This is a genomic window from Pullulanibacillus pueri (assembly GCF_014639255.1).
GTDB lineage: Bacteria > Bacillota > Bacilli > Bacillales > Sporolactobacillaceae > Pullulanibacillus > Pullulanibacillus pueri.
In genome coordinates, this window is sequence record NZ_BMFV01000019.1 from 18,998 (window position 1) to 31,674 (window position 12,677).

A 12,677-nucleotide genomic window follows, 5' to 3' on the forward strand; every position below is an offset into this window, starting at 1 on the left:
ACGCCTAACTTGTCCTTTTAAGTTCCCTTGTCATCTTTTATAAAAATGGTTTTTATCGTTTCTATAGCTCCAATACTGTATAAAGCGTACTCAATCCCTCTTAAGGTAGTGACATAAGTGATATCTAGCCCTTCAAACCACGAGAACACAAGTCCGAGCCCAATTGAAAGGATGGGTAAATAGCGTTTAGGAAGCTTCAATGCCTTTCTTATGGCATATAAGACAAAGGCGAGGGCTACATATACTCCAAAGTGAATGGAAATTAAGTCCCCCATCATTAAAAGCTCCTTTCCTCGAGGGAGCTCCCCTAAGTGTACATACATCAGAGGATGATGCTCCCTTGTCTTATTCTATGCCCGTCCTTTACTCAATGTATAGGTAATGATGATAGATCCTCCTAAATACATATGGATTTCATTGTTTGCCTAATTTTCTTAAAGATAGATATTCGCCAATTTCAATTCTTCGGCTTTTACATAGTATGTAACGTAGTAAAAAACAAAGGAGTGATTCATAATGGCATACGGATCTGGTTGCGGCGGTGGCGGCGGCTACGGTTATGGTAACGGCTTTGCCTTAATCGTAGTATTGTTTATCCTACTCATTATTGTAGGAGCAGCTTACGTCTACTAATATTAAACAAACAGCTTCTCATTAACGAGAAGCTGTTTGAGGTTTGTTAGAATATCATATAAAAATTTTGCCTATTTTTACATATTAAAAAGGACCGCCAAAAGGCATCGGCCAGCCTGGATGTCCTCCTGGGTAACTACCACTCGGGGGCATACCACCTGGATGTCCACCGTGTGGGGGAAAATGATACCCAGGACCAGGTTGTGGGTAATGATACCCTGGGTGCATAGGCATGCCTCCACCAGGATGCCCCCCCCAACCATCATGGAATTGACCCTGTTCAGGATCATGATAGCCGTGTTCCCAGTCTTGATGTCCCCAATCTTGACCATCATGTTCATAGCCTTGATGTCCCCAGCCATACCCATCATGCTCATAGCCTTGGTGCCCATATCCCATAGACCCATCGCCATAGGACGTACCTTGTGTCATTCCTCCATGTTGGGGATCATATCCCCATTGCCCCTGATGTCCGCCATATCCATCATGATAAGTACCAGGCTGCATCCCTGTTCCTTCTGTCATAAAAGGGTAACCCTCTTCTGAAGGGCGTTGTGTCTGATAATTCGGATACATACTTTAATAACCTCCTGCTGTTTGATTGCTCACTGACAGTTTATTCTTTAAATGGAATAGTGGTAGCTTATCCCTTAGAGTCTAGAGCCCAAATTCCTGGCCTCTATGAACCTGAAACAGCAGAAGGAGAAAACGTCAATTAGCTGCCGAACGTAAAAACCTTGGAAAACGAATAATCGCAACAATAAAGCCAAGAACTGCAAATATAAGCAAGACACCTAACGATTTCCAAATATCACCGACATGCGCATGGTGGACAATAATATCTTGAAGCGCTTTTTGAGCCCAAAATTGTGGAAAAAAGTGACCTAATTTCTGAACAAAGTCTGGCATGAGATACGAAGGGACCCAAAGGCCTCCCAGCATTGCTCCAGCAAGGGCGATGACCTGTGTTACAACCATACCGACAGTTTCACCACTGACTAAGAAGGAAAGGGCTAAACCAATCCCTGTACCACAGAGACTAATACAGATGATGATTAGGGCCATCGCAGTAAGATCCCCTAATTTTAAATCATACATCCAATGACCAAAAGCAAAAAGAACAATACATTGCGCAATCACCGTGAGAACAAAAGGAATCCACATCCCGATCAAATAATAATAGGGTTTGATGCTCGTACTTCTAATCCTAGAGATGAGTCCCGATTCTTTCTCCTTGAAAAAGCGACGGACCATCGATATCATAATATAAAAGACAAACATTACTGTCATTCCCGGTACAACTTGTGAAATATAGTCGACATTGTCCGAGGTGGTGTTCACGTCTTTAATCTGGATGGGGGCTTTTAAGGCTTGAGTGGCTTCAGCCTGTGTTTGCCCCATCTTAACCAATGTTTGTTGGAGTTTTTGTTCCCGATATTGATTCGTAATATTATTTAAGACAGATTCTATAGGTGCTACGGATGAGGCCTGGGTAGGATCCTGATAGAGCTTAATCGCGGCCTGCTGACCGGCATTCAAATCCGCTTCAAAATCTTTTGGGACGACAATTAAGGAATCTTGCTGACCTTGTTCAATTTTATGAACCTGTTGCTGCAAATTTGCTTCAGAATCTTTTTCTACCTTCATGCCGGGTAGAGCTGTAATTTGCTTTAGAAAAGCTTTAGATGCAGTGGATTGATCTTGGTCAACCACATGAAAGGTCAACGAAGCGTCATCCGTATTATTGAAAATAGAACCAAACATGACGATAAAGATTAAAGGCATGAGCAATAGAAAAAAGAAATTCGCCTTTTCTTTTACCATAATTTTAAGTTCTTTGATTATAATTGCTTTCACACTTTCCCCTACTTTCATTAGTTATGACATCTCGTTATTCATTAATCTCTTAAGGCTGTTCCTGTAACTCTCAGAAAGACATTCTCTAACGAAGGTCTTACAATTTCCAATTGCTTAACCTCCCAGTGGTTTGCCGCTGCTAGATTTAATAATACTTTCATCGTCTCCGCTACTTTCTCAGTCTCTAATATCCATCCTGAGCCTTCCTTCACGACTTTAATATCTTCAGAGAGTTCAGGGGGTATGTCCATATTAGCCACTTCGAGGTAGATGGCTTTCTTTCCAAATTCCTCAAGCAATGCACCTAGTGGACCTTGAGCTTTTACACTTCCTTCGTCAATAATCGCAATTTCATCACACAAGACCTCTACCTCTTCCATATAGTGGGTAGAGTAAATGATCGTAGTTCCCTGCCTATTAAGATCCCGAATCATATCAAAAATATGGTTTCTTGATTGCGGATCAATACCTACTGTTGGTTCATCGAGGATGAGAAGCTTAGGACGATGAAGCAGAGCTGCACCGATATTAATGCGTCGCTTCATCCCACCAGAAAAGGTCTTAATGGCATCCTTTCCGCGATCGGCCAAGCCTGTTTGAATAAGCACTTCTTCGACTCTTTTCTTAAGGGCGTTGCCTTGCATCCCGTACATCTGCCCAAAGAAGATGAGATTATCATAAGCACTTAATTGTTCATATAAAGTAATCTCTTGGGGAACATAGCCTATATATTTTGAGACTATCGCTTGATCCTTGGAAACATCCTTCCCAAGCAGCTTTGCCGATCCTTTATTTGCTTTAATAACACCCGTAAGAATTTTCATCGTTGTTGATTTCCCAGCACCATTTGGACCGAGCAAGCCATAGGAACTGCCATTTTTAACAGAAAAAGAAACATCCTTTAATGCTTGCACCTTCCCATACATTTTCGTTAAGCGATTGACTTCTAACAGTACCTCTGAATGGTGACTATTTAGTGTATCTCGCTGACTCATTTTCTCAGTAACTTTCATCACTTTCTCCTCCTAAAGGGACAACTTCTTATCTAAGAGATAAGCTGTCACACGTAATATGACATAAGATAAAACCCAGCTTAGAACAATGTAAATCCAAAGTGTGTGTGTATATGGAAAGAAGGATACAGAGCGACCTTCAGACATTTGCATAAAAACATTATTTTGGTTATTACCAACAATAAACCAATAAAGAAAACTTCCTCCCCACATGCAGAGAATCCAGAGAATCGGTGTCATGAAACTTAATAAAGTGTGTTGAGCCACGACAAGAAATTGCCCTGCCGCAAGGAGAAACGGACTGAAAAACAACATAATGATGATCCAATTAAACCCTAAGCGCATGAACTGACTAATTTCCGACCAATGAAAATGATCCTGAAGACACGTGAGATAAGTAGAATAGATCACGGCCAGACACATCAGTCCAATGAAAAAGAGCACGATTTGAATCAGATTTGCGATCAATTTGGCTGATAAAAGGGTCTCACGCCGATAAGGCAATGTTAACCACCAGCCCAAAGTTTCATTGTCCCATTCTCTTTTTACTGCCCCAAATCCCCAGAAAAACACAAAGTAGGGAAACCCAAGCGTGCAAAACCAGCTGTTATTTAAGGAAAAATGTGTTTTCATTGTGACGACGGTCATGACAGCAAAGAACAAAAGTAACATAACAACATAGTAAGTAATCCTTGCCTTACGTCCACGGAAATTCTTTCTTCCCTTTCTCCGATTAGCGCCAGCAAAAAATTCATGTCGAACGAGTTTCCAAAAGACTTGAGAGGTCATTGTCTTTCAAGCCTCCTTTTATAAAACGTTTTAAAAACTTGATGCATAGAGCCATATTGAGCTCTTAACGTCTCTGTTTCGCCTGACCAAATCGCTGTCCCTTTATCCATAAAAATACTGTAATCAAATAATCCTTCAATCTCATGAATCTCATGTGTACTAATTAGGATCGTCTGATTCCTCTCTTGCAGATAGTCTATCAATCCATCAATAATCTGTTCTCGCGAAATAATATCTATCCCTGTAAATGGTTCGTCAAGTATAACTAAAGGCACGTTCCGGGCAATACATAAAATCAGCATTAAGCGTGCTTCCTGCCCTCGTGACATGCCTTGGACTTTCATGTCTCGCCCGATGTCCATATAATCCGCCAGCTTTATCGCTGTCTCCAGTTCGAAATGATCAAGAAAATGCTTCGCCCACTTGAAGGCTTCATCAACAGTATGATTTGGATACCATCGAGCCCGATCAGGTAAGTAAGCAATATCTTTATTAGTCTTCCAGCCTGGTTTTCGATCTAGAATCTTCATCTGCCCTGAATCTGGTTTGACGAGTCCGACTAACGAGCGGAAAAAGGTGGATTTCCCACAACCATTAGGTCCTAAAATGCCTACAATTCCATTTCCAGGTATGCTTAAGCTCAAATGATCCAGAGCCTTTTTTTTGCCATAAGTTTTTGTGACCTCTTTACAGGTAATCACAGCATTCACAACTAACCCTCCTCAATTTCCCAAGTGCTTCTTATCCATATAAGTCTTAATATCACTCCATGAATACCCTAAATTCTCCATTTGCAGAATAAAGGATTCAATATATTTTCCTGCTAATTGATGCCTGAAATGATCCACTTGCTCTTTCGAGGCTGTCACGAAGGTGCCTTGGCCTCTTCGTTTTTCCGTTAAACCATCACGCTCTAATTCTTGATAAGCGCGCATGACAGTATTCGGATTTATTTTCAATGCCTGTGCTAATTCGCGCACGGATGGTATCTTATCTCCCAAATCAATCTCCCCCTTAGCAATCGAGCTTCGAAATTGATCTAATATTTGTTCATATAAGGGTTGGCTGAAATCAATCTGAAAATGAATGCTTCCAACCTGTTGGTTTTCCATGATCTTCCCTCCAACCTGAAACACTCCAATGTATCCCCTGATCTAAGTGTATTATATCACTTAATACACTTGGTGCAATAGGCAAATGTAAAATAAATTGTGCACGGGACCACAACTGCTGAAAACTAAAAGGAAAGTCCAGCATCCACAAAGGAGTTCAGAGTGAACGACAAAAAAGAGTGACCTGATTTAAAAGTCACTCTTGCTTAGATAACATTCTATTTTGTCGCAAACGTATCCTCTATAGGGTAGGGCTCAGCTTGCACTCTTTCATCGATGGCTTTATACACATCAACCAATGATTGAACGATGCCAACATCGTCTTTATAAGAAATATGACTTGGTCTGAAGTGAATCGGTGAATCAATCCCTGCAGCTGCAGCAATTCGGAATAATCCCTTCCTTAGAGAAACAACATAATTCACAACACGCCATTTCTTTTCATCAATAACAAGTGCTCTTTGCAGATGGGGATCGGTGGTTGCTACCCCAGTAGGACAAATATTGGAATGACATTTCAACGCTTGAATACAGCCGACTGTAATCATAAAACCACGTGCAATATTAATAAGATCTGCTCCCATGGCCAGCGCAATGGCGATGCGATCAGGCGTTATCATTTTACCGGAGGCAATAATCCTCACTCGATCCCTTACCCCAAAGCGACGTAAGGTCGCATCTAAAATAGGAAGCGCCGAACGGATCGGTAAGCCGACACTATCAATGAGTTCTTGATAGGAGGCACCTGTCCCGCCTTCGCCACCATCTACCGTAATAAAATCAGGTGCCTTACCTGAAGCTTTCATTGCAGCGGCCAAGTCAAAGATGGCATTATTGCTGCCAACCACTAACTTGCAGCCGACAGGCTTTCCTGTGTGTTGCCTAATTTTTTCAATCCAATCGAGCATCGATTGAGGATCACTAAATTCATTAAAACGATTCGGACTGTCGACTGATTTCCAAGGCTCCACTTTACGGATTTCTGCAATTTCTGGAGTCACCTTCTCACCATCAACATGACCACCACGAGCCTTGGCTCCTTGAGCAAGTTTCAGTTCAAAGGCCTTAATTTGTGGGATTTCACTTTTTCTCTTAAGCTCATCCCAATCAAACTGACCCTCCTTGTCACGAACACCAAAGAGTCCTGGTCCAATCTGCATGATAATATCGACACCACCCTTTAAGTGGTAAGACGATAGTCCTCCCTCACCCGTATTCATCCAAGTGCCTTTAGCCATACCCAATCCTTCCGAAAGAGCGGTAATTGCATTCTTACCTAAGGCACCATAACTCATTGCAGACATCCCAATCAGCCCCTTTACTGTGAAGGGGTATCTACAGGTTTCTTTGCCGATCGTGACGACATCCTCATCTTCCAATAAATAAGCAAGGGATTCATCCTCAACGAACGTCTCTCTTCTATTGCCAAAAAGAGAATCCTTTTCTAATACATATTTTTTGGATTTGACCTTTATTTCCCGATCAATTTTCATTTCGTGCATTTGTTTTGGGAAGAGATGATTACGCACATAATACCCTTCTTCTTCAAAATCTCTTTTTGAACCAAAGCCCAAGACATCCCTTTTATACTTTGCTGTTTTTACCACATGCTCATAATCATCACGGCTAAAAGGTCTTCCTTCTTTATCACTATTGAACCAATACTGGCGCATCTCCGGACCAATGGCTTCAAGAAAATAACGCACCTTTCCGAGAACCGGATAATTACGTAAAATGGGATGCCTCTTCTGTGTTCGGTCATGTATAAATAAGATCAAAAGAATGATGATCACAGCTATAATCACCGCTATCATGAAGAGAAATCCGATAACTGTAAAAATATGTGCTAATGGCAATGCATAGCCTCCTTTACTCAAATATTGCCTTATATTCCTTCTATTTTTGCCAAAAATCATGCTATTTATTAGAAAACTTGGCTTGTCGCCAAGCCCTAATGGCGAAAGCCTAAGTTGCACTTATAAGGTCTTCCACTCAATTAAAAATTCTGACGTTATAAGATAGAAAAAACGAACGAAAAAAAGGATCTCTGCCTTTATTCGTTCGCCTCTCAATTTAGGGTCCTTATTTACTTTGGCTTACTTTTTTTATCCTTCCGATTGTTAACGTTTTCTGCCTTTTCAAGTGTAAATTTAATCGTTCCGACTGTCCCTACACCGTATAAAGCGTATTTTATTCCCACTAACAAAACATGAGGTGAAAATTCACCTGATTGAAACCATGCGTAAGCAATGCCCAAAACTATAGCTACTAGAGGAATGTAGCGATTCTTAATATGTGTAGCTTCATGGATCGCATAGAGTACAAAGCCTAAGGCCACATAGGCACCAAAATTCATAGATAACAGTTGATCCATTCGACACTCTCCTCCCACCCTAAAATCCGTATAACAGACCCTATTATTTATGTATGGAGTTTCTTATAAAAAGATGTCGGCGCTTGTCCCTTTCAAGAAGATTTATCCTATTCCGCAGAAGGCTCCCACTTCTTGGCTTAAGAAAGGCGCTTTGGTTACCGTTTTTCTTAAAAATCTGGAATACGGGCTTCACAACGTCCTAATGACCAAAATTTTATCTTTCTTAAAATGTAAAAAAAGTTGCTACCCCTGCTGGCGATAGCAACTTAAAAATTTAAAAGTACATATAGATTAAGAAAAGCGCCGAAAGGATAAAGCGATAAATGGCAAAGGGAACTAATTTCACTCTTTGTAAAAGCTTTAAGAAAAACACAATCGCAATCAGCGCTACTATGAAGGCTGTAAGAAAACCAGTGACAAATAGCGGGATATCACTTGTGCTGAGCGTATCAAGACTCTTTAATAGATCCAGTCCAGATGCTCCAATCATCATGGGCACTGCTAGAATAAAAGAAAATTCCGCTGAGGCTTTATATCCTGCTCCTATAATTAATCCTCCTGATATCGTTGACCCTGATCTCGAAAACCCTGGCCATAGTGACAAACATTGAAAAAGACCGATTTGAAAAGCCTGAATATAATTGATGCGGTCCAACGAATCCCTGTGTGCTTGTTGGTTTTGCCCTTTCTTGTTAGCATAGATCAATAAAATCCCACCCGCAACCAGCCCAACCAGTACTGTTGCTGGAGAAAATAATTTATCCTTAATAAAATCATGGAACAGTAGACCTAAGATCACAGCGGGTATTCCAGCAATAATAATATGTAAAAGGTTCAAGGGATGTTTTTCTCCCTCTATTTTATAGAGACCAAATAAGCTTAAAAAGCGTTTAAAATATAGAACGACAACGGCAAGGATAGAACCTAGTTGGATTATAATCTCAAATGTCTTAGCTTTTTCTCCTGTAAAACCAATAATATCTCCAACAAGGATTAAATGCCCTGTAGAAGAAACTGGAGCAAATTCCGTTAGCCCCTCTACTATACCTTCAATCACCGCTTTCAACATCTCCATAACCACTAACTCCTCTTCAATAAACTGCTTAAAAAGACACAATTTCCCATTCGAGTGTTGTCTTCTCTTTATAGCCAGTCTTTTTCCCTTTCAAGAAAAGGTTAGCTTTACTGAAATCAAGACGACCTATTTCCTTTATAATCATAAAGAACAATAACACTCTATCGTTATTGTTCTTTATGGTTATTGAACAAAGAGCAACTCTCACCTTCACATTGACCTACGGGGACAATCTTTCTTTTTTCAGAAATATATCGGTATACGCGCTCCCCTAAACCTAGTTTGATAGATAGAAAGATAAAAGGTACACTTATACGAAATAAAGGAATACGATGAGCTACTTGGTATAGAGTATAGATCCCTGAGTAGGATTTTATGCTATTCGGATCGATGGCATAAATCTTCTTTTCAACATCCTTATCCCATAAATCAAACTGATCCATGATCTGATCCTCTCGAAACGAAATAAATTGAATCACTTGGTGAGTATCATGCTTTTGGATTGTCTTCATCGCTCGCCTACAGAGCGGACACCAACTATCATAAAAGACAAGAAGTGGTAGCGTCCTCATCGCTAATCCCCCTTCTTTTTTCTCTTTAAACTACAAGGGTAACCACTTGAGAACGTCCTGAATTTTTTCATCCCAATATCCCCATTCATGTTCTCCAGGACCAAAATCAGTAGTAAGCTCAAACCCCGTTTGTTTACAAGCCTCTGTAAAGAGAAGATTATCTTTATAGAGATGATCTTCTGTACCACAACATTGATAAAGTTTAGGTTTTTGAACCGTGTCTTTATCCTTAGTCTTCAAAAGGGACAAGAGATCACTTGTTGTTCCTTCTAACTCTTGATCACCAAAGATGTTTTGAAAAGTCTGCGCAAAGAGACTCTCAGGTTCCTTTCGATTTCGCTTTTGATGAGCAACAATATCAGTAACTCCTGATAAACTCGCGGCTGCTGCAAACCGTTCGGGATAATTCAAGGCCCATTTTAATGCACCATAACCACCCATGGATAGTCCCGCTACAAAGTTATCTTCTCGAGCTTCTGATAGCGGAAATAAGGAACGTGCCAAATGCGGCAGCTCTTCAGTTAGAAAGGTCCAATAGTTGTGACCGTGCTTCATATCTGAATAGAAACTATGATCGACCTGGGGCATCACCACTGCTAATCCGAGCGGTGCAACATATCTTTCAATAGAAGTGCGTCTTGTCCAAATCGTATGATCATCACTAAACCCATGGAGTAAATAGAGGGTCGGATGTTTATCTGCTACAATATGGTTATCCATACCAATTTGTGAATGCGTTTGTTGTGGAAGGATAACCGTCATAGACGTGCTTAAATTCAAGACTTCAGAATAAAAATCGCACTTGATTAATGCCATATTCAACGCCTCTTTTCTATTTGAATTCCCTTTAACTCTATCATACCTTAGAGGCTATAAAACAAGTAGTCCTTTTTACAATAATTTTAAACTTTTTATCAATAACTCAAAAAAACTGAGTTTACAGCGAGTCTATATCCATGAAGACCTGTTTTTCTACCGATCTCTTTATTGCTTCGATGGCCAAGACTTCCTTATTCTTTAAAAAGGATTAATTTCTAGAGCTAAGGCAATAATGCCAGCCACAATGGCTACTCCTGCAACATTCATGAGTACATCCGATTTTGTAAAATAATGCTGAGTTTTTTGTTGGTGTTCCATACAATCACCTCATCTTAAAGTTTCTTTACTAAAGCTTTTCCACATTTCTTGAATATCAAACCTCGCACTCATCCTTTCATTACTTCCATGTATATTAGAATTCATACTCATTAGAACTCCTATCCTCATTATTTTGAAAAGAAATCAAAGAGAACTAAAGCCCAAATATCTTTTTTTATCAGAGTGCCCAAACAAAAATGGGGTATAGCACATATGCTGTACTACAACCTACTAAGGAGGGGTTATTTATGACAACTACAGCTGGAAATTACGGCGGTGGTTTCTCCTTGATTGTTGTTTTGTTCATTTTATTGATCATTATCGGCACCGCCTATGTTTACTAATCGTTCCTTAAACGTCAAAGACATCGTTTTTTGCCTAAATGAAGATTTATAGGGATAAGCGCCTATAACAAATTAACTGTTAAAACGTACACTAAACTATAAGCGATTAAGGAGGGATTTTGATGGCTTATACAGCTGGGGGTTACGGTGCAGGCTTTGCTTTGATCGTGGTCTTGTTCATCTTGTTAATCATCGTTGGTGCCGCATACGTCTATTAAGGCATGAGGTAATTTCAATATAAAAATGTCTATAACGTTATCAATGGATTATAGCAAAGGAGGAATTTGGTTTATGTCCTATGCAGCTGGTGGAGGTTACGGTGCAGGCTTTGCCTTAATTGTGGTGTTGTTTATCCTGCTCATTATCGTAGGGGCTGCCTACGTCTACTAATATAGAGGATTTTATGTATTAAAAAGAGCAGAACCATTCTCATTCATGAGAGGTTCTGCTTTTTCTCTTTCTATCAAAGACATCTTAAAATATTTGGTCAGAAATGATTTCCACTCTCGAGTCATTCCATCTCCTGAAATTAATAAAAGAATCTTTTTAAACAGTTCCAAAGCGGTGATCTTTTTCGTGGTTGTTGTCTTGTTTCTCCTACTAAATCTAAGACACCATTGCCTTGAGCATTCCTTGACAACCCCAAATCCGTCGTATGCTTAATAAGCTCGGCATACAATTTTCGCTCAGACTTATCTTGGAGATTATGGCGTAAGAGTGCGGCTGCCCCTGAAACATGAGGTGTGGCCATAGATGTCCCTGACATTTGCGCATATCTTCCGCCAGGATAACAAGAAATAATATTCACACCTGGTGCAACCAAATCAATTTCACTATTTGTATTTGAAAAATCCGCGATATTCCTTTGAAAATCGACGGCCCCTACTTCTACTACCTCAGGATAGGCGCCGGGATAAGATTGTTCGTCAGTATTGGGATTGCCATCTCCACTATTCCCTGCTGCGCAAACAACAAGAATATTATTTTGTACTGCTCTTTGAATCAAGCGATGCTCTTGGGGATCAGCCGGTCCGCCTAATGACATCGAAATAATATTGACTTTCTCACCTTGGGGACCCGTCCAATTGATCGCATACCTTAAAGCGGCATTAATCCAGGACTCTTCTCCACTTCCTTGTGCATCCAATGCTTTCAATGCTAAGACTTTTGCTTTTGGCGCAACTCCAGCCACCCCTTGCCCATTTGCTGCGGCTAGAATCGTTCCACTAACATGAGTGCCATGCCCATTGTCATCATCAAAATCTCCGGTACCTGTAAAATCCCTTCCCCCAATAATTTGTGTTTTTAAATCAGGATGATCTTTATCAATACCTGTATCGATAACGGCAATAACTGCCCCTTGGCCTTGTTGCGTTTGATCCCAAACTTCAGGAGCATGGATCATTGTTATACCTTCGGGAATATAATCTTGAGCTTCACTTTTTTCCATTACCTTTACTACAGTATGTGGAATAAGTTGTTTCAATTAAATTTCCCCTCTCACAAAGTCATTCTTTCAGATGTTACATAATCAGCATATGAAAGGACTCCTTTGTAAGCTTGGACTACCGTTTAGGGAGAGGGAAAGTTGTGTGAATACATAGGAAAAACTGGGGAGAAAAGATGCCAAGGCAGCCTTCTTTTTGAAAAGCATAGGAAGTTTGCTGCATTTATAAAACAGAAAAAATGCGGAGGAACTTGGTTGACAGTTCTCCACACTAAGCAAAAATCATATGAATGTTAAGAATATTAAGGTCACACTTCTCCACAG

The 12,677-nt window shown here is 40.2% G+C and carries 17 protein-coding genes; 4 read left to right on the forward strand and 13 right to left on the reverse strand.

Annotated features, from left to right (window positions below):
• Window positions 1-17 precede the first annotated feature (17 nt).
• Entirely contained in the window at window positions 18-275 is a 258-nt protein-coding gene (locus tag IEV91_RS12495) for a hypothetical protein (RefSeq protein ID WP_188497747.1), read from the reverse strand.
• A 241-nt stretch (window positions 276-516) separates the two neighbouring features.
• Between IEV91_RS12495 and IEV91_RS12500 the strand changes: the two genes are divergently transcribed.
• Window positions 517-633, forward strand: a complete 117-nt coding sequence (locus IEV91_RS12500; RefSeq protein ID WP_188497748.1) for a YjcZ family sporulation protein — start codon at window positions 517-519, stop codon at window positions 631-633.
• Window positions 634-717: 84 nt separating this feature from the next.
• On the opposite strand, the gene IEV91_RS12505 is transcribed toward IEV91_RS12500, so the two are convergent.
• From IEV91_RS12505 to IEV91_RS12555, 11 genes are all read right to left on the reverse strand, one after another.
• Window positions 718-1,209, reverse strand: a complete 492-nt coding sequence (locus IEV91_RS12505; RefSeq protein ID WP_188497749.1) for a chromosomal replication initiator protein DnaA — start codon at window positions 1,207-1,209, stop codon at window positions 718-720.
• A 135-nt stretch (window positions 1,210-1,344) separates the two neighbouring features.
• Window positions 1,345-2,490, reverse strand: coding sequence for an ABC transporter permease (locus tag IEV91_RS12510; RefSeq protein WP_188497750.1), 1,146 nt, complete (start codon window positions 2,488-2,490; stop codon window positions 1,345-1,347).
• A gap of 41 nt (window positions 2,491-2,531) precedes the next feature.
• On the reverse strand, window positions 2,532-3,503 hold the full coding sequence (locus IEV91_RS12515; protein ID WP_373284440.1) for an ABC transporter ATP-binding protein: 972 nt from the start codon (window positions 3,501-3,503) through the stop codon (window positions 2,532-2,534).
• A 12-nt stretch (window positions 3,504-3,515) separates the two neighbouring features.
• Window positions 3,516-4,292, reverse strand: coding sequence for a hypothetical protein (locus tag IEV91_RS12520; protein WP_188497751.1), 777 nt, complete (start codon window positions 4,290-4,292; stop codon window positions 3,516-3,518).
• The gene (locus IEV91_RS12525; protein ID WP_188497752.1) at window positions 4,289-5,002 is read right to left on the reverse strand and encodes an ABC transporter ATP-binding protein; all 714 of its coding nucleotides are present in this window, start codon (window positions 5,000-5,002) and stop codon (window positions 4,289-4,291) included. The genes IEV91_RS12520 and IEV91_RS12525 overlap by 4 nt, the downstream gene beginning before the upstream one ends.
• Before the next feature lie 12 nt (window positions 5,003-5,014).
• Window positions 5,015-5,404 carry a GntR family transcriptional regulator gene (locus tag IEV91_RS12530; protein WP_188497753.1) on the reverse strand — a complete coding sequence of 130 codons (390 nt, stop codon included), beginning with the start codon at window positions 5,402-5,404 and terminating at the stop codon, window positions 5,015-5,017.
• Window positions 5,405-5,622: 218 nt separating this feature from the next.
• Complete coding sequence (locus tag IEV91_RS12535; RefSeq protein WP_188497754.1) at window positions 5,623-7,260, reverse strand: FMN-binding glutamate synthase family protein; 1,638 nt, start codon at window positions 7,258-7,260, stop codon at window positions 5,623-5,625.
• Window positions 7,261-7,490: 230 nt separating this feature from the next.
• On the reverse strand, window positions 7,491-7,778 hold the full coding sequence (locus IEV91_RS12540; protein ID WP_188497755.1) for a phage holin family protein: 288 nt from the start codon (window positions 7,776-7,778) through the stop codon (window positions 7,491-7,493).
• A 274-nt stretch (window positions 7,779-8,052) separates the two neighbouring features.
• On the reverse strand, window positions 8,053-8,853 hold the full coding sequence (bacA, locus tag IEV91_RS12545) for an undecaprenyl-diphosphate phosphatase (RefSeq protein WP_188497756.1): 801 nt from the start codon (window positions 8,851-8,853) through the stop codon (window positions 8,053-8,055).
• Between the two features lie 167 nt (window positions 8,854-9,020).
• Window positions 9,021-9,425, reverse strand: a complete 405-nt coding sequence (locus tag IEV91_RS12550; protein WP_188497757.1) for a thiol-disulfide oxidoreductase DCC family protein — start codon at window positions 9,423-9,425, stop codon at window positions 9,021-9,023.
• Between the two features lie 30 nt (window positions 9,426-9,455).
• Window positions 9,456-10,241, reverse strand: a complete 786-nt coding sequence (locus tag IEV91_RS12555) for an alpha/beta hydrolase (RefSeq protein ID WP_188497758.1) — start codon at window positions 10,239-10,241, stop codon at window positions 9,456-9,458.
• 569 nt (window positions 10,242-10,810) lie between these two features.
• Here IEV91_RS12555 and IEV91_RS12560 point away from each other — a divergent pair.
• From IEV91_RS12560 to IEV91_RS12570, 3 genes are all read left to right on the forward strand, one after another.
• Entirely contained in the window at window positions 10,811-10,906 is a 96-nt protein-coding gene (locus IEV91_RS12560; protein ID WP_188497759.1) for a YjcZ family sporulation protein, read from the forward strand.
• A gap of 122 nt (window positions 10,907-11,028) precedes the next feature.
• Window positions 11,029-11,124 (forward strand): YjcZ family sporulation protein, encoded by a 96-nt coding sequence (locus tag IEV91_RS12565; RefSeq protein ID WP_188497760.1) that lies wholly within the window; start codon window positions 11,029-11,031, stop codon window positions 11,122-11,124.
• Between the two features lie 73 nt (window positions 11,125-11,197).
• Window positions 11,198-11,296, forward strand: coding sequence for a YjcZ family sporulation protein (locus IEV91_RS12570; protein WP_188497761.1), 99 nt, complete (start codon window positions 11,198-11,200; stop codon window positions 11,294-11,296).
• A 139-nt stretch (window positions 11,297-11,435) separates the two neighbouring features.
• On the opposite strand, the gene IEV91_RS12575 is transcribed toward IEV91_RS12570, so the two are convergent.
• A complete protein-coding gene (locus tag IEV91_RS12575) occupies window positions 11,436-12,356 on the reverse strand; it encodes a S8 family peptidase (protein WP_188497816.1) in 921 nt (306 codons plus the stop codon).
• Window positions 12,357-12,677: the final 321 nt, after the last annotated feature.